The organism is Microbacterium sp. B19(2022), from assembly GCF_012030385.1.
GTDB lineage: Bacteria > Actinomycetota > Actinomycetes > Actinomycetales > Microbacteriaceae > Microbacterium > Microbacterium oxydans_B.
Genome location: NZ_JAAUVO010000018.1, coordinates 57248 through 80544, shown reverse-complemented (window position 1 = coordinate 80544; position 23297 = coordinate 57248). Strand labels below are relative to the sequence as shown.

The 23297-nt window shown below is 68.4% G+C and carries 22 protein-coding genes; 9 read left to right on the top strand and 13 right to left on the bottom strand.

Annotated elements, in window-relative coordinates; genetic code table 11:
• Both HCX50_RS15695 and HCX50_RS15690 read left to right on the top strand, forming a co-directional pair.
• Nucleotides 1-1323, top strand: a 1323-nt coding sequence (locus HCX50_RS15695) for a DUF349 domain-containing protein (RefSeq protein ID WP_237682539.1), incomplete at its 5' end; no start/stop codon positions are given.
• 62 nt (nt 1324-1385) lie between these two features.
• Entirely contained in the window at nt 1386-1937 is a 552-nt protein-coding gene (locus HCX50_RS15690) for a type IV toxin-antitoxin system AbiEi family antitoxin (protein ID WP_167634990.1), read from the top strand.
• Here the strand turns inward: HCX50_RS15690 and HCX50_RS15685 are convergent.
• From HCX50_RS15685 to HCX50_RS15645, 9 genes are all read right to left on the bottom strand, one after another.
• Nucleotides 1924-4176 carry a RelA/SpoT family protein gene (locus tag HCX50_RS15685; protein WP_091036501.1) on the bottom strand — a complete coding sequence of 751 codons (2253 nt, stop codon included), beginning with the start codon at nt 4174-4176 and terminating at the stop codon, nt 1924-1926. The genes HCX50_RS15690 and HCX50_RS15685 overlap by 14 nt on opposite strands.
• 80 nt (nt 4177-4256) lie before the next feature.
• Nucleotides 4257-5246 (bottom strand): protein translocase subunit SecF, encoded by a 990-nt coding sequence (gene secF, locus HCX50_RS15680; RefSeq protein WP_091036504.1) that lies wholly within the window; start codon nt 5244-5246, stop codon nt 4257-4259.
• Entirely contained in the window at nt 5246-6994 is a 1749-nt protein-coding gene (gene secD, locus HCX50_RS15675; protein ID WP_091036506.1) for a protein translocase subunit SecD, read from the bottom strand. Before secD ends, secF begins: the two co-directional genes overlap by 1 nt.
• 56 nt (nt 6995-7050) lie before the next feature.
• A complete protein-coding gene (locus HCX50_RS15670) occupies nt 7051-7446 on the bottom strand; it encodes a preprotein translocase subunit YajC (RefSeq protein ID WP_091036508.1) in 396 nt (131 codons plus the stop codon).
• Between the two features lie 78 nt (nt 7447-7524).
• A complete protein-coding gene (ruvB, locus tag HCX50_RS15665; RefSeq protein WP_167634989.1) occupies nt 7525-8550 on the bottom strand; it encodes a Holliday junction branch migration DNA helicase RuvB in 1026 nt (341 codons plus the stop codon).
• Nucleotides 8543-9163, bottom strand: a complete 621-nt coding sequence (gene ruvA / locus HCX50_RS15660) for a Holliday junction branch migration protein RuvA (RefSeq protein ID WP_091036513.1) — start codon at nt 9161-9163, stop codon at nt 8543-8545. Before ruvA ends, ruvB begins: the two co-directional genes overlap by 8 nt.
• Nucleotides 9164-9190: 27 nt before the next feature.
• On the bottom strand, nt 9191-9757 hold the full coding sequence (ruvC, locus tag HCX50_RS15655) for a crossover junction endodeoxyribonuclease RuvC (protein ID WP_167634988.1): 567 nt from the start codon (nt 9755-9757) through the stop codon (nt 9191-9193).
• Nucleotides 9758-9802: 45 nt separating this feature from the next.
• Nucleotides 9803-10564, bottom strand: coding sequence for a YebC/PmpR family DNA-binding transcriptional regulator (locus HCX50_RS15650; RefSeq protein WP_091037620.1), 762 nt, complete (start codon nt 10562-10564; stop codon nt 9803-9805).
• 108 nt (nt 10565-10672) lie between these two features.
• Nucleotides 10673-11275 carry a hypothetical protein gene (locus HCX50_RS15645; RefSeq protein ID WP_091036518.1) on the bottom strand — a complete coding sequence of 201 codons (603 nt, stop codon included), beginning with the start codon at nt 11273-11275 and terminating at the stop codon, nt 10673-10675.
• Nucleotides 11276-11385: 110 nt separating this feature from the next.
• Between HCX50_RS15645 and HCX50_RS15640 the strand changes: the two genes are divergently transcribed.
• A complete protein-coding gene (locus tag HCX50_RS15640; protein WP_337749879.1) occupies nt 11386-12780 on the top strand; it encodes a pyridoxal phosphate-dependent decarboxylase family protein in 1395 nt (464 codons plus the stop codon).
• 93 nt (nt 12781-12873) lie between these two features.
• Complete coding sequence (locus tag HCX50_RS15635) at nt 12874-13824, top strand: aminoglycoside phosphotransferase family protein (protein ID WP_167634987.1); 951 nt, start codon at nt 12874-12876, stop codon at nt 13822-13824.
• Here HCX50_RS15635 and HCX50_RS15630 read toward each other — a convergent pair.
• The gene (locus HCX50_RS15630; RefSeq protein ID WP_167634986.1) at nt 13800-14462 is read right to left on the bottom strand and encodes a response regulator transcription factor; all 663 of its coding nucleotides are present in this window, start codon (nt 14460-14462) and stop codon (nt 13800-13802) included. The two genes, HCX50_RS15635 and HCX50_RS15630, sit on opposite strands and share 25 nt — an antisense overlap.
• The gene (locus HCX50_RS15625) at nt 14443-15726 is read right to left on the bottom strand and encodes a sensor histidine kinase (protein WP_167634985.1); all 1284 of its coding nucleotides are present in this window, start codon (nt 15724-15726) and stop codon (nt 14443-14445) included. Before HCX50_RS15625 ends, HCX50_RS15630 begins: the two co-directional genes overlap by 20 nt.
• A gap of 123 nt (nt 15727-15849) precedes the next feature.
• On the opposite strand from HCX50_RS15625, the gene HCX50_RS15620 reads away from it, so the two are divergent.
• The 4 genes from HCX50_RS15620 to HCX50_RS15605 all read left to right on the top strand — a co-directional run bounded on the left by HCX50_RS15620 (nt 15850) and on the right by HCX50_RS15605 (nt 20389).
• Entirely contained in the window at nt 15850-16590 is a 741-nt protein-coding gene (locus HCX50_RS15620; RefSeq protein ID WP_244176036.1) for an ABC transporter ATP-binding protein, read from the top strand.
• The gene (locus HCX50_RS15615; RefSeq protein WP_167634984.1) at nt 16587-17930 is read left to right on the top strand and encodes an FtsX-like permease family protein; all 1344 of its coding nucleotides are present in this window, start codon (nt 16587-16589) and stop codon (nt 17928-17930) included. Before HCX50_RS15620 ends, HCX50_RS15615 begins: the two co-directional genes overlap by 4 nt.
• Nucleotides 17931-18263: 333 nt before the next feature.
• Nucleotides 18264-19634: a reverse transcriptase family protein gene (locus HCX50_RS15610; RefSeq protein WP_167634983.1), complete on the top strand. Its 1371-nt coding sequence runs from the start codon at nt 18264-18266 to the stop codon at nt 19632-19634.
• A gap of 74 nt (nt 19635-19708) precedes the next feature.
• The gene (locus HCX50_RS15605) at nt 19709-20389 is read left to right on the top strand and encodes an alpha/beta fold hydrolase (protein WP_167634982.1); all 681 of its coding nucleotides are present in this window, start codon (nt 19709-19711) and stop codon (nt 20387-20389) included.
• Here the strand turns inward: HCX50_RS15605 and pdxT are convergent.
• Together pdxT and pdxS are read right to left on the bottom strand one after the other, a co-directional pair.
• On the bottom strand, nt 20386-20997 hold the full coding sequence (gene pdxT / locus HCX50_RS15600; protein WP_167634981.1) for a pyridoxal 5'-phosphate synthase glutaminase subunit PdxT: 612 nt from the start codon (nt 20995-20997) through the stop codon (nt 20386-20388). The two genes, HCX50_RS15605 and pdxT, sit on opposite strands and share 4 nt — an antisense overlap.
• Nucleotides 20987-21880 (bottom strand): pyridoxal 5'-phosphate synthase lyase subunit PdxS, encoded by an 894-nt coding sequence (gene pdxS / locus HCX50_RS15595; protein WP_091036539.1) that lies wholly within the window; start codon nt 21878-21880, stop codon nt 20987-20989. The genes pdxT and pdxS overlap by 11 nt, the downstream gene beginning before the upstream one ends.
• Before the next feature lie 90 nt (nt 21881-21970).
• On the opposite strand from pdxS, the gene HCX50_RS15590 reads away from it, so the two are divergent.
• Complete coding sequence (locus tag HCX50_RS15590) at nt 21971-23278, top strand: aminotransferase class I/II-fold pyridoxal phosphate-dependent enzyme (protein WP_205829292.1); 1308 nt, start codon at nt 21971-21973, stop codon at nt 23276-23278.
• The last annotated feature ends 19 nt before the right edge of the window (nt 23279-23297 follow it).

Here is a 23297-nt window from a genome sequence, read left to right as displayed (position 1 = left end):
GTCCCCGCACCCCCCGCCGTGCCGATGCCGCCGAAGGCGCCCAAGCCGGCAGCCGTTGCGCCCGCCGCACCGGCGCCGTCGCCCGTCGCGTCGTCGACCTCCGCAGAATGGGGCCGCGTCTCCGACGACGGCACCGTCGAGGTGCGCGAAGGCGAGATCTGGCGCGTCGTCGGCCAGTATCCCGACGGCACGCCCGACGAGGCGCTCGCCTACTTCGTGCGCAAGTTCGACGACATCGCCTTCAAGGTGCACACGCTCGAACAGCGCCACCAGGCCGGCGGCGCGTCGGCGAGCGACCTCTCGAAGCAGGCCGGTCACCTCATCGCTGAAGCGACGGATGCCGCGGCAGTCGGCGACCTCGCAGGTCTGCGCGACCGTCTGAACACCCTGACCTCATCGCTGTCCGAAGCCACCGAGCAGGAGGCGCAGCAGGCCAAGGAACTCGTCGACAAGGCGATCGCCGAGCGCACCGTGCTCGTCGAGAAGGCCGAGGCGATCGCGGCGCGCGACCTCAGCAAGGTGCAGTGGAAGCAAGTCACGGCCGAGCTCGGCGAGCTCTTCGACGCGTGGCAGGCTCAGCAGCAGAGCGGTCCCCGCCTCTCCAAGGGTATCTCCCAGCAGCTCTGGAAGCGGTTCCGCGATGCGCGCGCCGTGGTCGACAAGCAGCGTCGCGCCTTCTACTCCGAGCTCGACGATGCGCACAAGAGTGCTCGCGACGTGAAGACCCGTCTGGTCGAGCGCGCCGAGGCTCTCGCACCGCGTGGCACCGACGGGATTCCCGCCTACCGCAACCTGCTCGACGAGTGGAAGGCCGCCGGTCGTGCCGGGCGCAAGGCGGACGACGCACTCTGGGCGCGGTTCAAGGCGGCGGGCGATGCCCTGTACGCCGCTCGCGCCGAGCAGTCCGCCGCCGAAGAAGCGGAATCCGCACCGAAGATCGAGGCCCGAGAGGCTCTTCTCGAAGAGGCCAAGGCGGTCGCCGACGAGTCGAACATCAAGCGCGCTCGCGCACTGCTCACGCGCATCCAGCGTCAGTGGGATGAGATCGGCCGCATCTTCCCGCGGGATAAGGAGCGCGCGCTCGACGACAAGCTCCGCACGATCGAGCAGGGTCTGAAGGCCCGCGAAGACGTGGACTGGAAGAAGAACAACCCCGAGACCAAGGCGCGCGCGAACGACATGAGTTCGCAGCTGCAGGAGGCCATCGAGAAGCTCGAAGCCGAGGTCGCCGCTGCCGAGAAGGCCGGCGACAAGAAGGCGGCGAAGGAAGCCGCCGACGCCCTCGAGGCTCGCCGCGCCTGGCTGAGCGCTCTGGGCGGCTGACCCTTCTCCACAGGTCTCCGCGACTGTCTCGAACGCGGGGTGCACTGCGCCAGACTGGCGTGATGCACCCCGCGTTCCTCTATGTTCCCGGCAAGCGGTTGAGCCAGACCGAACTCAGTGCGGCCCGCATCGACGGCCATGTCGTCGACGTGGGCGACGCATACATCCCTGCCGATCTCGTGGAGGGGCCCGACGTTCGGGCGAGCTCGATCGCTGCGCTCGTCCGGCCGGGCACCGCCGCGTGCCACCAGACGGCCGCCTGGGTCCACGGCGCCGGCGACACGCCGCCGGTCGTGCATCACGTGAAGCGGTGCGTGGAACGCCGGATCCGTCCGGTCACCAGCGCGCGTGTGGTGTTCCACGACACCCTGCTCCCCGATTCCGACGTCCGTACGCTCGGCGGCGTCGCCGTATCCAGCCCGGCCCGCACGATGCTCGACCTCGCGACGACACTGCATCGCGACCCGCGGGTGCTGCCCTGGATGGATCTCCTCGCCGTCGCCTGCCCGGATACTCCCGAGGCGGCGATGAACGCGCTGCAGGACCTTCGACGCGTGCCGGGCAGCCGCATGGGTTCGGCCGCTCTGCAGCGCCTCGCCGTCAGGAAGAGGTGACCCGGTAGACGTCGTAGACGGCGTCGATCCGACGGACCGCGTTCAGCACACGGTCGAGATGCACGGCATCGCCCATCTCGAAGACGAACCGGCTCAGAGCCAACCGCTCATCGGTGGTGGTGACCGTCGCCGAGAGGATGTTGACGTGGTGCTCACTCAGCACGCGCGTCACGTCGGAGAGAAGGCCCGAGCGGTCGAGCGCCTCGACCTGGATCTGCACGCGGAACACGCTCTTCGTCGTCGGAGCCCACGAGACCTCGACGAAGCGGTCCTGCTCGTTGCTGAGCGCCTTGACGTTGACGCAGTCCGCCCGGTGCACGGAGACGCCACTGCCGCGCGTCACGAATCCGACGATCTGGTCACCGGGTACCGGGGTGCAGCACTTGGCCAGCTTCACCAGGATGTCGTTGGCGCCGCGCACGAGGACGCCCGAGTCGCCGGATCGCGGCTCACGCGTCGGAACGCTGCCGGGCAGATCGATGGCACCCGTGCTGGGGTCGTTGGCCGCGACCAGGGCCGTGACCTTCTCGAGCACCGACTGCGTCGACACGTGTCCTTCGCCGACGGCGGCGTAGAGCGCGGAGACGTCTTCGTAGTGCAGCCCGCGAGCCACCTCGGCGAACGAGTCCTGGCTCATCAGCTTCTGCAGCGGCAGGTTCTGGCGGCGCATCGCGCGGGCGATGGCCTCCTTGCCCTGCTCGATGGCCTCTTCGCGGCGCTCCTTGGTGAACCAGCCGCGGATCTTGTTCCGCGCTCGCGTGCTCGCGACGAAACCGAGCCAGTCCTGGCTGGGGCCGGCATCGGGGTTCTTCGAGGTGAAGACCTCGACCACGTCGCCGCTCTTGAGCTCCGATTCCAGAGGCACGAGGCGCCCGTTGACCTTCGCACCCATGGTGCGGTGGCCGATCTCGGTGTGCACCGCGTAGGCGAAGTCCACGGGGGTCGCGCTGGCGGGCAGGCCGATCACACGCCCCTTCGGCGTGAAGACGTAGACCTCCTTCGCACCGATCTCGAAGCGCAGCGAGTCGAGGAACTCTCCGGGGTCGGCGGTCTCGGCCTGCCAGTCGGAGATATGGGCGAGCCACGCCATGTCGGTGTCAGAGGCGCGGACCTCGGTCTTGCCACCACCGTTCATCCGCTCCTTGTACATCCAGTGCGCCGCCACACCGTACTCGGCCTGCTGGTGCATCTCGTGGGTGCGGATCTGGATCTCGACCGTGCGACCGGCGGGCCCGATGACCGTGGTGTGCAGCGACTGGTAGAGGTTGAACTTCGGCGTGGCGATGTAGTCCTTGAACCGGCCGGGCAGCGGCGTCCAACGCGCGTGGATCGCACCGAGGACGGCATAGCAGTCGCGCACCGAGCCGACGAGCACGCGGATGCCGATCAGGTCGTAGATGTCGTCGAACTCGCGGCCGCGGATGACCATCTTCTGGTACACCGAGTACAGCTGCTTCGGCCGCCCGACGACCTTGCCGCGGATACGGAGGTCGCGCAGATCCTCGTCGATCTCCTCGACGACCTGCGCGAGGTACTTCTCACGCTGCGGGGTCCGCTGCGCGATGAGGCTGTGGATCTCGTTGTAGATCTTCGGGTGCAGCACAGCGAACGAGAGGTCTTCGAGCTCCGACTTGATCGCCTGGATACCGAGACGGTTCGCCAGCGGGGCGTAGATCTCGAGGGTCTCCTTGGCCTTCTTCGTGGCCTTCTCCGGCGGGACGAAACCCCAGGTGCGCGCGTTGTGCAGCCGGTCGGCGAGCTTGATGAGCAGGACCCGGATGTCTTTCGACATCGCCACGATCATCTTGCGGACCGTCTCGGCCTGCGCGCTCTCGCCGTACTTGACCTTGTCGAGCTTGGTCACGCCGTCGACGAGCATCGCGACCTCATCGCCGAACTCGGCGGTGAGATCGGTCAGCGCATAGCCCGTGTCTTCGACCGTGTCGTGCAGGAGCGCCGCGGCGATGGCCCGCGGGCCCAGACCGAGCTCGGCGAGGATCTGCGCGACCGCCAGGGGGTGCGTGATGTACGGCTCGCCGCTCTGGCGCTTCTGCCCCTCGTGCTTCTCCTTCGCGACCGCGTATGCGCGTTCGATGACGGAGAAGTCGCCCTTGGGGTGGTTCGCACGCACCGTACGGATCAGGTTGTCGAGGTCGTTGATGCGGGACGCGCGGGAGAAGATGCGGGGAACCAGTCGTCGCAGACTCGAACCCTGCGATGACGTCTGCGGTTCCGCCATCAACTCACCTCCCGATCAATTCATCCTACGCGTGCTGAGGGCGCCGAGCTCCCGCCCGGAGCACCCTCGGGCCGGACCCGTCAGGCTTCGACGGACGCCCGGCTGCGAGCCTCGCGGATGCGGGCGTCGCGCTCCTTGAGCTGCGGCTCGTTCTCGCGGAACAGCGAGTACAGCGGAGCGGCAACGAAGAGCGTGGAGTACGTCGCGACGAGGATGCCGACGAAGATCGACAGCGAGATGTCGGTGAGCGATTCCGCACCGAGCCAGAAGGCTCCGATGAAGAGCACGGCCCCAACCGGCAGGGCCGCGACCACAGACGTGTTGATGGAGCGCACGAGCGTCTGGTTCACGGCGAGGTTCACCGATTCACCGAACAGCCGCGCGGACTTCTCCCCGTCTTCGGTGGTGTTCTCCCTGACCTTGTCGAACACGACCGTGGTGTCGTACAGCGAGTACGCCAGGATCGTGAGGAAGCCGATGACGGCGGCCGGAGAGATCTCGAAGCCGGCCAGCGCGTAGACACCGACCGTGATGACGAGCACGTCGAGCAGGCCGATGATCGCCGCCGCCGACATCTTCCACGTGCGGAAGTAGATCGCGAGGATCAGGAAGGTGAGGGCGAGGAAGATCGCGAGACCCCACAGCGACTGCTTCGTGACGTTCTCACCCCAGGCCGGGCCGATGAACGACGACGTCACATTGGCGGGCTCCACACCGTAGGCGTCGGCGAGGGCTTCAGCGACGTCCTGCGTCTCGGCGGCGCTCATCTGGTCGGTCTGGACACGGATGTCCTTCCCGTTCAGGACGACGACCTTGGTCGCGGCTCCCGGGACGACCGACTGGACGGCCTCCTTCGCGGTGTCCTGATCGACCGTGTCGGGCGCCTGCACCGTGAACTGGGACCCGCCGGTGAACTCGATGGAGAACTGGATGGGCCGGATGAGCGGCACGAGGGCCGAACCGACGACCAGGATGATCGCGATGATGAACCACAGGCGACGCTTGCCGACGAACGGGAAGGAGGTCTTGCCGGAATAGAGGTTGTTTCCGAACTCATTCATGGAAGGCATCAGGCGTCTCCCTCACTTCCGGGCTTGGTCGGTCTGTCGCCCGCGAGTGCCTCGGCGCGCTTTCGTTCTGCGATGGTCTGGCGGCGATCCGCCTCGGCGCGAGAGCGGGCGTTCTTCGCACCGCGACCTGCCGATGCCGTCGTGACCTCCCGGTACTGGGACCTGCTTCGGTACACCGCACCGAGGGCCTCGGGATCGAGGCCCGAGAGCTTGTGACCGCCGCCGAAGAATCGGGTGCGTGCGAGAAGCTGCATGACCGGGTGCGTGAAGATCACGAAGATGAACACGTCGATGAGGGTCGTGAGGCCGAGCGTGAACGCGAAGCCCTTCACCGTGGCGTCGGCGAGGATGTACAGCACGACTGCCGCGAGGATGTTGATCGACTTCGAGATGTAGATCGTGCGCTTCGCGCGACCCCAGCCGTCTTCGACCGCGGCGGTGATCGACTTCCCGTCGCGGAGTTCGTCTCGTATTCGTTCGAAGTAGACGATGAACGAGTCGGCGGTGAAACCGATCGACACGATCAGGCCGGCGACGCCGGCGAGCGAGAGACGGAATCCGAGGCGCCAGGCCAGGATGCAGATGATGATGTAGGTGAGGACGGCCATCACCGCGATCGAGGCGATGATCACCGACCCGAGTGCTCGGTAGACGATCAGAGAATAGATCGCGACGAGCGCGAGACCGATGAGTCCCGCGATCAGACCGATCTGCAGCTGCTGGGTTCCCAGCGTCGCCGAGATGGTGTCGGAGCTCTGCACGACGAAGCTGAGCGGCAGGGCACCGAACTTCAGCTGGTCGGCGAGGGTCGTCGCGGTCTCCTGCGTGAAGCTGCCCGAGATGCTGGGACGGCCGTCGAGGATGACGCCGTTCATCCGCGGAGCGCTGATGACGTCACCGTCGAGCACGAACGCGAACTGATCACGCGGGGACAGTCCGTCGATGCGGTTCTGGTTCAGCCGCGTGCTGACCTTGCCGAAGGCGTCGCCGCCCTCGCCGTTCATGGTCAGCTGCACGATCCACGCGCCGGACTTCTGGTCGCGGCCCGCGGAGGCGTCGGTGATCGCGGTGCCGTCGAGCTCCGTCGGGCCCAGGAGGAACTTCTGCGCCTTGTCCGGGGAGCAGGCGACGACCGGCTGGTCCTTCGGGGCCCGAGCGGGGTCGTTGTCCGGGTTCTCGCAGTCGTAGGCCTGGAACTCCGCTGCCAGCTTGTCCGTCACCCAGGACAGGTCGCTCGCGTCGGTCGGCTCGGCGGTCGGCGTCGCGTTTAGCGACGGGTCCGGGCTGGGGTACGGAGTGGAGTTCCCGTCCTCCCCGACGAACTCGGTGCTCGCGGCCGTCGTGTAGAGCACGGGTCGCAGCTCGAGCTGCGCGCTCGCCTGGATCCGCTCACGCGTCTGCGCATCCGCCTCGCCAGGGATCTGGACGACGATGTTCTGTCCGCCCTCGGTCGTGATGTCGGCTTCGGCCACTCCCGACGCGTCCACGCGCTGGCGGATGATCGCCGCGGCCTGGTCGAGCTGCTCCTGCGTGGGCGCCGCACCGTCCTCGGTCTCTGCGCTGAGGACGATCTGGGTGCCGCCCTGCAGGTCGAGTGCGAGCTCGGGCGTCCAGGAGCTGACCGGCTGTCCTTCGGCGTCCTTGATGACGTAAACGCCCAGCGAGTTGATGCCGAAGAGCACACCCGTCACGAGGAGCAGGCCGAGCAGGACCCGCCAGGCGTGACGGACGGGAGAAGATGAAGCCACGTGTGTTCAGCTTTCTGGGAGGACGGAGATCCGAAGGGCCGCGTCGGCCGCGGAGATTACTTGTCGTCGGCGTCGCGCTCGAGGCGAGCGCGCGTCTCCTCGGGGGTCTCGAGCGCGGGGGCGGCTGCGTCGTCGACGGCCGGCTCCTCGATCACGTCGACGGGTGCGTCGATGATCGCATCCTTGGGCTCGACCACGCGGAGGATCGCCTGGCTGTGCACGTCGATGATGGTGCCCGGAGCGATCTCGACGAGAGCCGGCGTGTCGAGGTCATCGGGGTCGTACGAGACGATCGTGCCGTAGATGCCACCCTGCAGGAGCACCTTGGCGCCGGGAACGGTCTTGGTCGCCTTCTCCTCCTGATCGGCCTTCATCTGCTTCGTGCGCTTACGCGTGTTGAAGATCATGAAGACGAGGAGGACGGCGAGAAGGCCGAAGAGCAGGAATTCCATGGGCATGGGGGAAGCGCCTTTCTCAGGTGCACGCTCCAGCCTTTGGGCGCGCGAAGGTAACCGGGAAGTCTTCAGTGATTATAGGTCATCCAACTTAAGCATCCCGTCCGGATGCGCGACGCCGAGGTGCGCGTAGGCCTCCGGCATCGCCACACGACCGCGCGGAGTGCGCCCGAGGAAGCCGATGCGCACCAGGTACGGTTCCACCACGCTCTCCACGGTCTCCCCCTCTTCGCCGACCGCCACGGCGAGCGTGCTCAGGCCGACCGGGCCCCCGCGGAAACGGCGGACCAGAGCTTCCAGCACCGCACGGTCCAGCCGGTCGAGGCCGATCGAGTCGACGTCGTAGAGTTCGAGCGCCGCGCGTACGTCATGGATCGTGGCGCCACCCCCGCCGTGCACGAGGGCGTAGTCACGCACCCTGCGCAGCAGGCGGTTCGCGATGCGAGGTGTGCCTCGGGAGCGGCGCGCGATCTCGGAGAGCGCATCGGTCGGCACGTCGACGCCCAGGACAGAGGCCGAGCGGGCGATGACCTGCTCGAGCTCGGACTCGTCGTAGAACTCCAGGTGTCCGGTGAATCCGAAACGGTCGCGCAGCGGATTCGGCAGCAGACCGGATCGCGTCGTGGCTCCGACGAGCGTGAAGGGTGACAGCTCGAGCGGAATGCTCGTCGCTCCCGCACCCTTGCCGACCATGATGTCGATCCGGTAGTCCTCCATCGCGAGGTACAGCATCTCTTCGGCGGAGCGTGCCATGCGGTGGATCTCGTCGATGAAGAGCACCTCCCCCGGCACCAAGCTGGAGAGCAGTGCGGCGAGGTCGCCGGCGTGCTGGATGGCCGGGCCGCTCGACAGGCGAAGCGGGCGCTGGCTCTCGTGCGCCACGATCATCGCCAGCGTCGTCTTGCCGAGCCCCGGGGGGCCGGCGAGCAGAATGTGGTCGGCAGGGCGGCTCTGGATGCGTGCGGCCTCGAGCAGCAGCTGCAACTGCCCGCGCACCTTCTGCTGTCCGACGAAATCGCCGAGGCTCGTCGGGCGCAGCGCGCCCTCGATCGCCAGTTCGGTCTCATCCGAGGGCTCGGTCGCGTCGAGGGGATCAGACACGCGCCTGGCCTCCCTGCGCAGGGCCGAGCAGCGCGAGAGTTCGCCGCAACAGCAGGGCCACAGTCGCCCGCTCCGCCTCCGTGGCTTCGGCCGCCGTCTGCGCCGCGGCCTCGGCGGCGACCTTCTCCGACCAGCCGAGGCCGACCAGCGCCGCAGCCACCTGCGTGACGACATCGGTGCCGCCCGACACCACAGGCCTCGACGGTGCCGCGAAGGCCTGCACCTTGCCGGCGAGCTGCAGCACGATGAGTTTCGCCGTCTTGGGTCCGATACCCGAGACCCGTCGGAACGGCGCGTCATCTTCCGCTGTCACGGCTTCGGCGATCTGATCGCCCGTGAGGTGCGAGAGCACTCCCAACGCCGATTTCGGCCCGACGCCGGTCACGCTGATCAGCAGGCCGAAGATCTCGAGCTCGCCGCGATCCGCGAAGCCGAACAGGGAGAGCGAGTCCTCACGGACGATGAGGCTCGTGTGCAAGAGGAGCTTCTCCCCCACGGTCGCGGTGTGTGCGACATCGGCAGGGACGGCGACGGCGAACCCGACACCACCCACGTCGATGACGACCTGATCGGACGTCGCATGCTGGACGACGCCGTGCAGTGAGGAGATCATCCCCTCAGCCTAGGGCGTGGTTCGGACCTATGTTCGAGCGACACGCTTCTCGGCGTCCGCCCAGGCCCGTTGCGCGGGAGTGAGCGCCCCCTGCACGGATGCCGTGGGGCCACCGCGACGCCAGGCATGGCACAGCGCAATCGCCAGGGCGTCGGCCGCGTCGGCCGGCTGCGGAAGCGCGTCCAGTCGCAAGATGCGCGCGATCATGGTCTGCACCTGGCGCTTATCGGCGGCGCCGTAGCCGGTGACCGCGGCCTTCACCTCGCTCGGCGTATGGGTGGCGGCGGGCAACCCAGACTCGGCCGCGATCAGCAGCGCCACGCCACTGGCCTGGGCCGTCCCCATCACGGAGTGGGTGTTCTGCTGCGCGAAGACGCGCTCGACGGCGACCGCATCCGGGCGGTGCTCCGCGATCACCGCACGGATCCCGGCCGCGACGATGGCCAGACGATCACCGACCTCGGCATCCGGTGACGATCGGATCACTCCCACATGCACCAGCGTGCCGCGACGCGAAGGATCGACGTCGACGATGCCCACACCGCAACGCGTGAGGCCGGGGTCGATGCCGAGCACGCGCAGAGAGGAGGTCACTCCCCCAGGCTAGGTGGGCACACCGACACAGGCCGCCCGGCGCGCCTACGCGTCGTCGTTCTCGAGCTCGGCCTGGACCTCGGCCGACAGGTCGAAGTTGGTGAACACGTTCTGCACGTCTTCACTGTCTTCAAGGGCATCGATCAGGCGGAAGATCTTCCGTGCGGTGTCGGCGTCGATCTCGACCTTGAGGTTCGGAACGAACTCGACGTCCGCCGACTCGTAGTCGATCCCGGCTTCCTGCAGCGCGCTGCGCACGGCCACCAGGTCAGTCGCCTCAGTGATGACCTCGAAGCCCTCGGCATGAGGCTCGATCTCCTCGGCGCCCGCCTCGAGCGCCGCCATCATGACGTCGTCCTCGGTGGTGCCCTCGGAGCCGACGACGATGACGCCCTTGCGGCTGAAGTTGTAGGCGACGCTGCCGGGGTCGGCGAGCGTCCCACCGTTGCGGCTGAGCGCCGTGCGGACCTCAGCGGCCGCCCGGTTCTTGTTGTCGGTCAGACACTCGATCATGAGCGCGACGCCGTTGGGTCCGTAGCCCTCGTACATGATCGAGGTGTACTCGACGACCTCGCCGCCGATGCCGGCACCACGCTTCACTGCGCGGTCGATGTTGTCCTTGGGGACCGAGGTCTTCTTGGCCTTCTGCACCGCGTCGAAGAGTGTCGGGTTGCCGACGAGGTCTGGTCCGCCGAGCTTCGCCGCAACCTCGATGTTCTTGATCAGCTTGGCCCAGGACTTCGCACGCCGCGAGTCGATGATGGCCTTCTTGTGCTTCGTGGTCGCCCACTTGGAATGCCCGGACATAAGTCTCCGCTCGTCGTATCCGCCCCGGAGCGTGCCCAGGGCGTCGTCCATTCTATCGAAAAGCCGCGGTCGACCGAGCGGCGTCCACCGCGGCCGTCCGCGCAGCCGTCATTCGCGCGGGTCGCGGCCCTGCAACGTCACCGGGGCGGCACCGATCTGCAGCAACATGCGCGATTCATCGCCGCGCGCAACCCGCACATGCTCGGTGATGTAGCCCGCGATCTCGTCGCTCGGCTCACCCTGGGCACAGGTTCCGACCGCGGTGTTCGCCTGCCGGACGAGCGCCATCATCATCGGGACGCGCTGGAGGAGGCGATCGGCCTCCTCCGGCTTGTCGACCGCTTCGGCGATCGCCCGCTCGCCCTTCGTCTGGTAGTCGCAGGCGAGCACGTGGGCTGCACCGAACGCGGCCTGCTCCCGCAACGGGGCTGCCGGATCGTGCAGCGCGTAGTAGCGAGCCACCTCGTCACGGAGCCACGGCACCAGCGGCAGGAGAGAGTCCTGGGTCGCCTGATCGAGTTCTCCTCCCTGCAATACCGGCTCCATCGCCGCCACGACCGCGTCCATCCATCCGCGAAGGGCAGCGGTCCGCGCCTCGTCCTCGGCTGTCCCGCTGATCATCGTCGACGCGCGATCATACACATGCAGTCGCTGCAGGTTCATGTAGAGGTTGTTCAGGCCGATGAGTTGCCATTCACGTGCGCCGATCATGCGATCAACCCTACTGATCGCATGCGGCCCGCTCGCGTCCGGGCTCCTCGCGAACCGGGATGAGCGCGCGACCTCTGGCGCGAGGCGACACCCGGGTGTAGGCCTGAGGCATGAACGAGATGGCTCCTGACGACAGGTCGCGTGCACTGGAAACCGCGCATCACGCCGCCCTCCGCTTCCTGGACTCGGTCGCCGAGCGACCGGTGTGGCCCCGGGCTTCACTCGACGACATGCTGACAGCGTTCGGCGGCCCGCTCCCTGAGCACGGCATGGACCCCGCGACAGTGGTCGAGGAGATGGCCGTGCTCGCCGACCCCGGACTCGTCGCGATCCCCGGCGGCCGGTTCTTCGGCTTCGTGATCGGCGGCACGCATCCGGCAGCCCTGGCCGCCGACTGGCTCGTCTCGGCGTGGGATCAGAACTCCGGTTCGTCGACCCTCACACCCGCCACGGTCGCCATGGAACGCGTCGCCGGGCAGTGGATGCTCGACCTCTTCGGCCTCCCCGCGGCCGCCAGCGTCGGTTTCGTCACGGGCGGGCAGCTCGCCAACTTCACCTGCCTGGCCACCGCGCGACACGCGGTTCTCGCACGCGCGGGATGGGACGTCGCCGAGCAGGGTTTCCAGGGTTCCCCCACGCTGCGGTTCGTCGTCGGGGCCGACCGGCACGGATCCATCGACCGTGCCGCACGCTTCCTGGGGATCGGACGAGCGGAACTCATGGTCGTCCCGTCCGATGAGCTAGGACGCATGAGCGCGGATGCGCTGGAGCAGGCTCTCGCCGGCGGCGAGGGACCCCTCATCGTGTGTCTGCAGGCGGGTGAGGTGCACACCGGCGCCTTCGACGACTTCGCCGCGCTCATCCCGGTCGCACACCGGAACGGCGCGTGGGTGCACATCGACGGCGCGTTCGGGCTGTGGGCGGCGGCCTCCCCCGCACTGCGCCACCTCACCGCGGGCATGGCGGATGCCGACTCCTGGGCGACAGACGCCCACAAGACGCTGAACGTGCCCTACGACTGTGGCATGGCGATCGTGCGCGACCCGGCGGACTCCATCGCGGCGTTCCGCACCGGAGGCGACTATCTGATCTATTCAGGGCTCGACCCGTGGGATGTCACGCCCGAGCTCTCGCGACGCGCCCGCGGGGTTCCCGCGTGGGCCGCGCTGCGCAGTCTCGGACGATCGGGTATCGCCGAGCTGATGGATCGCCTGCATGCCCACGCCGTCGCCATGGCCGCGGGACTCCGGACGGTGGACTCGGTGGAAGTCATCAACGAGGTCGACTACACACAGGTGATGTTCCGCCTCGGCTCCGACGAAGCGACGCGTGCGCTTGGCGCGGCGATCCTCGTCGAGGGGACGGCGGCCATGACGGGCGCCGAGTGGGAGGGCCGTGCGGCCCTGCGATGCTCGATGTCGTCGTGGGCGACCACTTCGGACGACGTCGACCGCACCGTCGAGGCCATCCGCGCCCTGGTCGACGCAGGTTCACGCACCGAGTGACCGAGACCGTAGGTCCTGCCGCCGGCTGCTGCTAGCGTCGAGGAACCCGTGCCCCGGGGATATCGCGACGCTGCGAGCGAAGGGACCGTCACGATGAGCGCAGGCGCAGACCGCCTTCGACCGGAGTGGACCGCACTCCCCCTGATGCTGCGCGCGCGCATCGTCGACGTAATCGGAGGACGATTCGTCCGGGACGAACCGGCGCAGAGCGGATTCAGCGCGTCCTACGCCGGTGTGGTCACCACCACCAAGGGGAAGGCCTTCGTGAAGGCGTGCGCGCGGGATTGGCACCCCGACTCGCTGCACTTCCTCCGTGCCGAGATGCAGGTGCTGGCGACGCTGCCACCGACGATCGCCCCGGCGGTGCTCGGCGAGGTCGACGAGACGGTCGGCGCTGCGCTCGTGCTCGAGGCGATCGACGGGCACCACCCCGGCAGCCCCTGGTCGGTGGATGATCTGTATTCGATCGCCGCGACCCTCCGCATCCTCTCGTCGACGAAGGCGCCACTCGACCTGGGAGACGCGGCCGACAGCATGCTCCCCGACTTCACCCGATGGGAGCAGATCTCCCTCGATGAGCGGCTGCTCGCCGGTCTCCCGATCCTGGTACAGGAGCGGATGAGTGATCTGCTGCGTATCGAACAGGACTTCCGCGCCGCGGTCGGCGGAGATGTCATCGCGCACGACGACGTGCGTGCCGACAACATCCTGATCAGCGACGGGCACGCACGATTCGTGGACTGGCCGCACGCCCGCCGCGGAGCCCCGTGGATCGATCTCCCGTTTCTGCTGCCGAGCGTCGAGGCCTCCGGCGGTCCCGCGTGCGAAGAGGCGTGGCCGCTGTTCGAAGAGCACGGAGCCCCGCCGATGCGCGAGATGCTCCCCGTGATCTCCGGATTCGCGTCGTACCTCTGGTTCGCCCAGGCGCAACCCGAGATACCTCAGCTGCCCGGACTCCGCGCATTCCAGCGGGAGCAAGCCGGACCCGCGCTGCGCTGGCTCGCAACCCTGCTGCAGGTTCAGGAACGCGCGGCGTCGAGGTAAGTCAGAACGGCTCGCACGCGACGGTTCTCCTCGACGGGGCCGAGGCCGAGCTTCGTGAAGATGTTGCCGATGTGTTTACTCACGGCAGCATCCGTCAGCGTGAGCGAGGCGGCGATGGCGGAGTTCGACTGTCCGTCTGCCATCAGGCCGAGCACCTCGCGCTCCCGCCCGGTGAGCGCGTCGAGCGGCCCCTGGCGCGAACTGCTCAGAAGGTGCTGGACCACGTCCGGGTCGATGACCGTGCCACCCGCTGCGACCGTGTCGAGCGCGGTCGCGAAGTCGCGGACACGACTCACCCGATCCTTCAGCAGGTAGCCGATGCCGCCACCCGGAAGCGTGAGCAGTTCCCGCGCATACGTGTCCGCGATGTACTGGGAGAGCACCATGACCGGTTGCGCCGGGTGCAGGGCGCGGATGTCGAGCGCGGCGCGGAGTCCATCGTCCGTCTCGTCCGGCGGCATGCGCACGTCGGTCACGACGAGGGCGGGCGCATCGCCGGCCGCGGCCAAGCGCTCGAACGCCTCCCGCAGCTCGGGGGCCGACTGCGCGGTCGTGACGACGACGTGGCCGAGCCGCTCGAGCAGAGCCGTCAGGGCCTCGCGCAGCAGCGCGGAGTCTTCAGCGAGCAACAGACGCATCCGACACCGCCCATTCTTTTTGCAGCGGCATCGTCATACGGAGCGTCGTCGGCCCGCCGTCCGGGCTGTCGATCGTGAACCGACCACCGAGGGTGGCGGCGCGTTCGGTGAGTCCTCGCAGACCTGTTCCCTCATTCGCATCCGCTCCGCCCTGCCCGTCGTCTATGGCGAGCACGTCGAGGACGGCGTTCGTCACCCCGGCACGCACGGTCAGCCTGGTCGCGACGGTGTGCTTTGCCGCGTTGCTGATCGCCTCGGTCACGAAATAGTAGGCGGCCGTCTCCACCGGCGCCGGCAGCCTGCCGAGGTCCGGGATCTCCAGCCGGAGCGGGATCGGCGCCCGGTCGGCCAACTCGTCCAGGGCTGCCCGGAGCCCGTGGTCGGTGAGAACGGCAGGATGGATACCTCGCACGGTATCCCGCAGCGTCGCCATCGCGTGTTCCGCCTGTCCCTGGGCGACGTCGAGCGCACCGCGGACCGGGGCGGTGTCGGCACCCGTCGCGTCGAGGTCGTCGAGTTCGAGACTCACCATGCCGAGGCGCGCGGCGAGCGTCACGAGTTCCTGCTGGACGCCATCGTGCAGGTCGCGTTCGATGCGCCGCCGCTCCGCCTCGAAGGCTTCGACCAGCGCAGCGCGCGACTGCACGAGACGCTCCACGTTGCGCGTCATCTCGTGCTGTCGAGGACCGCAGAGCGAACGCAGCAATGTGGCCTGCCCGGCGGCGAGCACGGCGTTGGCGTAGGCGAACACGCACAGCGAGAGCGCGGCGATCGGGACGAGCAGCAACCAGGTATGAGGAGTCGCGACGATCCAGACGTCGCCGAAGAGGTTGAGCCGCGTGGGTCCACGCACCCCGGACACGGCGACGTAGACGAGGAGCACGAGCAGCAGGCCCTGGAAGAACACCAGGGCGAGCACGAGCCAGCCGACGACCAGATCGAGCAGCAGCGCGACCGTCTCCCTCCAGGTCGCTCCCTCGTTCATCCGCACGGACAGCCAGAGATGACGTTGGTCGCGCCGGAGGGGAACGTGACCGGACGGCTGAGCAGGAAAACCCAAGAGCCGGGTACGTCGCCGCTCGAGCGCGCCGATCACGATGCCCCACAGGGGCAGAAACAGCAACGTCAGGATGGTGATCGGCAGCAGCAGAAGACCGATCGCGACGCTCGCCGACAGGTATCCGAGAGCGCGCCATGGCCACGCGCCGAACAGGAACCGCCAGGGTGCGCGCATCATCGCGTGCCAGACGGTCGGCGCTCTCATGCCTCAACCCTACGGATCGCGGAGCCGGGCAGCGGGCGATCGAGCGAAGAGTAGAGCCAGCTCTACCACGACTGTCCACTCCGGTCTCTCGCCGCGCCTCTCGGTGCGCGCTCGAATGGAGGGGTGATCGAACCACTGATTCGCGCCGCGAACCTTGAGAAGACATTCCCCGGAACCGGTCGGAAGGAGCCGCGCGTCTCCGTCCTGCGCGGGATATCCCTCGATGTGCATCCCGGCGAGATGGTGAGCATCGTCGGTCCGAGCGGTTCCGGCAAGTCGACCCTGCTCTACTGCCTCTCGGGTCTCGAGCCCTACGACACCGGGAGCGTCCACCTCGCAGGTCGAGAGCTCTCGTCCCTTCGGCGCGGCGCGCTCGCCGCGCTGCGTCGCCGTCACGTCGGATTCGTGTTCCAGTCCTTCAACCTCATCCCCTCGCTGACGGCGCGGGAGAACATCGCGCTTCCCGCCCGGCTTGCGCGGCAGAGCGTGCAGCGCGCGGACGTTGACCGTGCGCTCGCCGACGTCGGCCTGACGGACCGTGGCGGGCATCGCCCCGGACAGCTCTCGGGCGGCCAGCAGCAGCGGATCGCCATCGCCCGCGTGCTCGCCCTGCGGCCGGACATCGTGTTCGCGGATGAACCCACCGGATCGCTCGACACGGCCACGGGCGCCGACGTGCTCCGCCTGCTTCGCGCATCGGCCGGCGATGGCAGATCCGTCGTCATGGTCACCCATGACCTCGAGGCCGCCGCCCTCGCCGATCGCGTCCTCGTGCTCCGCGACGGGACGATCCATCGAGAACTGCGACACCCCACTCCGGAGCAGGTTCTCGAGGCGATCACTCTCGCCGGGGCTTCGGCATGATCGCCCTGATCGTCTCCGATCTGATGATGCGGTGGCGCGTCTGGTTCGGAGTGCTCGCTGTGACCGTCACCTCCGGATTCGTCGGTGCGCACGCCGCCGGTCTGCTCGAGACCGGCGCCTTCCACGGTGGCGCCGTGCAGGAGGGGCTCGCCAGCACCAGCTCCGCTGTGATCATGTTCGCGGCCATCACGGCGCTCATCGTGCTCAGCTCCACGGCAAACCTCACGATCGCCCTGCAGCTGCGCGACTACGCGCTGTGGCAGCTCGTCGGCGTCCGGCCCGCGCTGGTCGCCGTCGTCGTTCTCACCCAGCTCGGCGTCATCGGCATCATCGGCGCGCTCGTCGGCTGGCTCCTCGCCCTGCCGGTGTTCCCGACCCTCTTCGTCTGGGTGTTCCGGGAGTGGCCCGAGATGCAGGGCGTGAGCCTCCACCTCGGCATCGGCAGCGGCCTCCTCGTGGTCGCCGCGGTCGCGCTCACGGTCGTGCTCGGTGGGCTGCGCAGCGCACGGCGGGCCAGTCGGACCCCGGCCATCGAGGCGCTGCGTGATGCAGAGCCCCCGCGGATCCGGATGGGATGGTTCCGCATCATCCTGACCGTGTGCGCTCTCGGAGGCACCACGGCGCTCGCGACGACCCTCGACGGCGATGCATCGATGTCCGCGTTCTCGGGGCAGGCCATCCTGCTCACACCCTTGATCGCGGCCGCCCTCGCCGCCGCAGGCCCGATCGTGTTCCCTCTCGTCCTCCGCGGCTGGACTTCGCTGGTGCCGACGACCATCTCCGCGACGTGGTTCCTCGCCCGGAACTCCGCCCGGTACCGCCTGTCTCGGTCGAGCGCGGCGATCGGTCCCCTCATGGTCGCGATCGCCCTCGCGGGCGGGCTCTACACGACGGGTGCGACACTGGCCGCGGCGGAAGCCGTGCGAAGCGGCAGCGACGCGGGATTCGACCTCGCCCCCGAGGGGGTCGTGATCCTCCTCGGCGGCCCCCTCCTCCTCGCGGGCGTGGCGGCCGCGGCGACCGTGTTCATGTCCGGTCATACCCGCGAGCGGGAATTCGCACTCATCCAGGCCGTGGGCTCCACGCGCGGTGCGATCGTGCTCACCGCGATCTGGGAAGCTGTGGCCTATGCGGTCACTGCGGCCATGTTGGGGGTGGCCGCCACTGCGGTCGGAGGCCTCGTCATCGCCGGAAAGCTCTCGCTGCCCGGCCCCGTCATCGCGTTCCCGACGATCGGGCTGATCGCCGGCGGTGGACTCGCCCTGCTCCTGGCCGCCACAGTCCTGCCGACGGTCACCGCTCTCCGCACCGAGATTCCGCGCACCCTCGCCGTGGAGTAGTCGCAGTCGCGATCCGAGCGTGGCCGCAGGAGATGACGCGCTCGCATACTCGCAAAGGGCCGCGCAGTCGCGGCTCATCGCCCGGGGCTGCGGTCGATGCCATCCGGACGTTGGTGTTCCTTGCTATCGTGGCCGCGTGCGATGGCTTGCGGACGAGGCGAGTGGTTCACGACGTGTTCCGCTCTCTCCGGGGTCACCCCGGGGTACGCAGTCTGACCTGGAACGAACGCCGCAGGCGCCTTACTGCGCTTCGCGCAGACCGGTGCCCGCACTGATGGACGAGTCGTACGCAGGCCATCGCGCGCCCGGCGCCCGCTCCGCGGCGGCCCTCTGATGGCGCCCTCCACCGCATCACGCGTGCTGGGACGCACGCCGAGACCGTTGCCGTCGTTGGTGGCCGCCTCTCTGGCCGACGCTTTCCTCGCCTCAGAGGTCTGGGCGAAGGAGCAGCTCGTCGAGGCCGGCGCGTACGTCATGGGAGCGCGTCGCCGTTGGCTCTCTCCGCTCGTCGGCGACGTGTTGACCTCCTTCGTCCGCCCGCCTGTCGATGCCCCGCGACTGCTGACGTCGGTGATCCTCCGTTCGCCCGATTTCGCAGAAGCGGTGCGCAAGGCCGACGAGCGCCGTTCGCCGCTGCGCATCCACCACCGCGTAGTCGGTCCATCGGCGTCGCAGCCGCCCTCGGGCGCTCTTCCCCGTATCGACAGCATCTCGGATCTCGCCGCCATGCTCGATCTGGACGTCGGCCGGCTCCAGTGGTTCGCCGACACCAAACATTGGAATCGGCGCGCGCGCACAGGGGCCTTGCACCACTACCGGTACGAGTGGCGCACACGGCACGGGCGGATCCCCAGGTTGCTAGAGATCCCGGAGCAGCGGATGCGCCGTGTGCAGCGCAGTCTCCTGGAACAGGTGCTCGGCCTCATAGCCGTGAACGATGCCGCCCACGGTTTCATGCCCGGTCGCAGCGCGGCCACCGGGGCGGCGCTCCACACGGGGGCCGACATCGTCATATCCCTCGACCTCACCACGTTCTTCTCACGCGTGACGGGCGGTCGCATCTACGGAACACTTCGGCAGTCGGGACTGTCCGAACCCGTCGCGCACGTCGTGACCGGGCTGTGCACCAACGCCGTTCCTCCGCGCGTGCTTGCTGCCATGCCACCGGGCGGATCATCCGACGAGCGGTTCGCCCTGCGTCGGGCTCTGGCCACGAGTCATCTGCCGCAGGGCGCTCCCTCCTCGCCTATGCTTGCCAACCTCGCCATTCGGCGCCTCGACTCACGACTGACGGGATGGGCGGATGCCGTCGACGCGACCTACACGCGATACGCCGATGACCTCGCGTTCAGCGGCGGTCCGAGACTCGCGAAGCGACCTGATGCCTTCATCCGCGGTGTGCAGCGGATCATCGAGGGCGAGGGGCACGTGGCCAACCCGCACAAAACGAGGGTCCGACGCCAGGGCGTCAGGCAGAGCGTGACCGGAATCGTCGTCAACCAGCGAACGAATGTCTCACGAGACGACTATGACCGGCTCAAGGCGACGATCCACAACTGCGTCGTGCACGGTCCGCGCAGTCAGAATCACCGCCGACTCGACGATTTCCGTGCACATCTGCTCGGCCGCATCTCGTGGGTCGAGAGCCTGAACCCCCAGCGAGGCGCGAAACTCCGTGCGGAGTTTCTGCGTATCCGTTGGTGACCGCTGCGATCGGGCGCGAGTGGCCAAGTGAGCCTACCGTCGGACGACCGGCACGGATGGCGCAGGATGGAGGTATGCGCAGATCACGACACATCGCTCCTGCCGCTCGCATGTCGGACGTCCACGACGACGCGCCGACCCCGGCAGATGTACTGCGGTATCTCGTCCACCTTCCGGATGACTATGACTCCGATCCGGGCAGGCTCTGGCCTCTGGTGCTGTTCCTGCACGGTGCGGGCGAACGAGGTTCCGACCTCGACCTCGCCGCGGTGCACGGCCCGCCGCGGCTGGCGGATGACGGGCACGAGTTCCCCTTCGTCCTCGTCACCCCGCAGTGCGGTGAGTCGAGTCAGTGGGTCGCGGAGCTCTCGACCTTGTCCGGGCTGGTCGACGAGGTCGTCTCGACGCACCGCGTCGATCCGACCCGCATTTCGGTGACCGGGCTCAGCATGGGCGGCTTCGGGACCTGGAGCCTGGCGGTGCGCTATCCCGATCGGTTCGCCGCGATCGCACCGATCTGCGGTGGGCTCTGGATGCAGAGTGCTGAGCCGATTCGTCACCTGCCCGTCTGGGCTTTCCACGGCGACGCCGACGATGTCGTGCCGATCTCCGCCACGGAGGAGATCACCACCGAACTTCGGATACTCGGCGCCGACGTTCGGTTCACGCGATACGCGGGCGTCGGCCACGACTCCTGGACCGAGACCTACGACAACCCCGAGCTGTACGACTGGCTGCTCTCCCACCGGCGCTAGCGCGCGTAGGTCCCGGCACGGGCCCGGGCCTTGTCGAGGAAGCGCTCGTGGAAGCGCGTCTCGCCATCGACCTCCGGGTGGAAGCTCGTGCCGAGCAGGCTGCCCTGCTCGACGGCGACCACCGTGCCGTCCGTGAGCGATGCCAGGACGTCGACACCGGCGCCCACACGCTCGACCACCGGGGCGCGGATGAACGTCGCGCGCATCGGAGGCTCCCCCAGCGCGGGGACGTCGAGTTCCGTCTCGAACGACTCCGTCTGGCGCCCGAACGCGTTGCGACGGACGTCGATGTCCATTCCGCCGAACGACTCCTGGCCGTCGATCCCGTCGAGCACCGTGTCGGCGAGCAGGATCAGTCCGGCGCACGTCCCGTAGACCGGCAGTCCTGCATCGATCGCGGTGCGGATCGGCTCCTGCATCCCGAAGATGCGCGAGAGCTTGTCGATCACACTCGACTCGCCGCCGGGGATCACGAGTCCGTCGACGGACGAGAGCTCTTCCGGTCGGCGCACCAACACGACATCGGCGCCCAGGTGCGCGAGCAGGGCGGCGTGCTCGCGCACGTCGCCCTGCAGCGCGAGGACTCCGACGCGGGTGTTACCAGCCACGCTCGGCGAGACGGTGCGGCGCGGGGAGGTCGCTGACGTTGATGCCCACCATCGCCTCGCCGAGCCCGCGCGAGACCTCGGCGATCACCTTGGCGTCGTCGAAGAACGTGGTGGCCTTGACGATGGCCTTGGCGCGCTCGGCGGGGTTGCCCGACTTGAAGATACCCGAGCCGACGAACACGCCGTCTGCTCCGAGCTGCATCATCATCGCGGCGTCTGCGGGGGTCGCGACTCCGCCGGCCACGAAGAGCACGACGGGGAGCTTGCCGGTCTCGGCGATCTCGGCGACCAGCTCGTAGGGCGCCTGCAGCTCCTTGGCGGCGACGTACAGCTCGTCCTTGGGCAGCGCAGCGAGGGCCGCGATCTCCCCACGGATCTTGCGGATGTGCTTCATCGCCTCGGAGACATCGCCGGTGCCGGCCTCGCCCTTGGAGCGGATCATCGCGGCGCCCTCGTTGATACGGCGGAGCGCCTCGCCCAGGTTGGTCGCGCCGCACACGAACGGCACGGTGAACTCGTACTTGTCGATGTGGTTCACGTAGTCGGCTGGCGAGAGCACCTCGGACTCGTCGATGTAGTCGACGCCGAGCTCCTGCAGCACCTGGGCCTCGACGAAGTGCCCGATGCGCGCCTTCGCCATCACCGGGATCGAGACCGTATCGATGATGCTGTCGATCATGTCGGGGTCGCTCATGCGCGAGACCCCACCCTGTGCGCGGATGTCGGCCGGCACGCGCTCGAGCGCCATGACGGCCACGGCGCCCGCATCTTCGGCGATCTTCGCCTGCTCAGCGGTGACGACGTCCATGATGACACCGCCCTTGAGCATCTCGGCGAGGCCGCGCTTGACGCGCGAGGATCCGGTGGTTGTCTGCTCGGTCATGGGGAACTCCTGTCGGATGCACCGAAGTGGGTTTTGATCTAGATCAAACGTAGCACTGTCCGATTCGACCTAGAATCGCTGAGGAGGATCATGAGCGACCAGATCACAGGTACCACCGCGTCGGAGATCGCCGACAGCGTGCGTTCGCTGCGCGATCGCGGATCCCTGCAGCCCGGAAGTCTCCTCCCCCCGGTGCGAGAGCTGGCCGCCACCCTCGGCGTGAATCGCAACACCGCCGTGGCTGCGTACCGTCAGCTCGCTCAGGCCGGCCTGGTGGTCTCGCGCGGGCGGGCCGGCACCGTGGTCGCGGGCCTCGAAGCAGTGGCGCAGGAGGGTTACGCCCCCGACACGGTGCTCCGCGACATCGGCACCGGCAACCCGGACCCTCGCCTCATCCCCGACCCGGCACCCGCGCTCATGACCATCGCCTCGCGCCCCGTGCTCTACGGCGAGCCCGTGATCGATCGCGGACTCGAGGAATGGGCCCGGCAGTGGATCTCGGCCGACCTCGCCGATGTCGACTTCCGCATCACCATCACCAGCGGCGCCGTCGACGCGGTCGAGCGGCTTCTCGCGCAGGCGCTGATGCGCGACGATGCCGTGGCGCTCGAGGACCCGTGCTTCCTGGCGAGCATCCACACGGTGCGACTGGGCGGATACCGCGCCGTCCCGGTGCCTGTCGACGACGAGGGCATGACCGTCGACGGTTTGCGTGCGGCGCTGGACGCCGGCGTCCGCGCGATCATCTGCACCCCGCGCGCGCAGAACCCCACCGGAGCGAGCCTCACCGCGTCTCGAGCCGCCGAGCTCCGAGCCGTGCTGGCTGATCACCCGTACGTGCTGATCATCGAGGACGACCACTTCTCGATGCTGTCGCAGCGCCGGTACGAGTCACTCATCGGTGCGGACCACCGCCGATTCGCGCTCGTGCGCTCCGTGTCGAAGTTTCTCGGACCCGACATGTGCCTCGCGATCGCGGCGACCGATGCCGAGACGGCCGAACGGCTCGCGATGCGTCTGAGTCCCGGCACCACGTGGGTGAGCCACCTGCTGCAGCGTCTCGCGCTGACCCAGCTGACCGACGACGCCGTGATGACCGAGGTCGCCGCAGCGGCCGCCCACTACGCCGAGCGGAATGCCGCCTTCGCAGAGCGCCTGCGCGCCGGCGGGATCGATGCGACAGCATCCGACGGCATGAGCCTGTGGGTCGAGCTGCCGCAACCCGCGCGTCTCGTCGCCGATCGGCTGATGCGCCGCGGGTGGCTGGCCCGCACCGGCGACGACTTCGCGCTCGACGACCGCGCAGAACCGTCCCACCATCTGCGCCTGACCGTGCACGACCTGTCCGATGATGAGGCCGAGACCCTCGTCGCCGATCTCGTCGCGGCCGGGCGATGACCACCCTCGCGGGCACCCG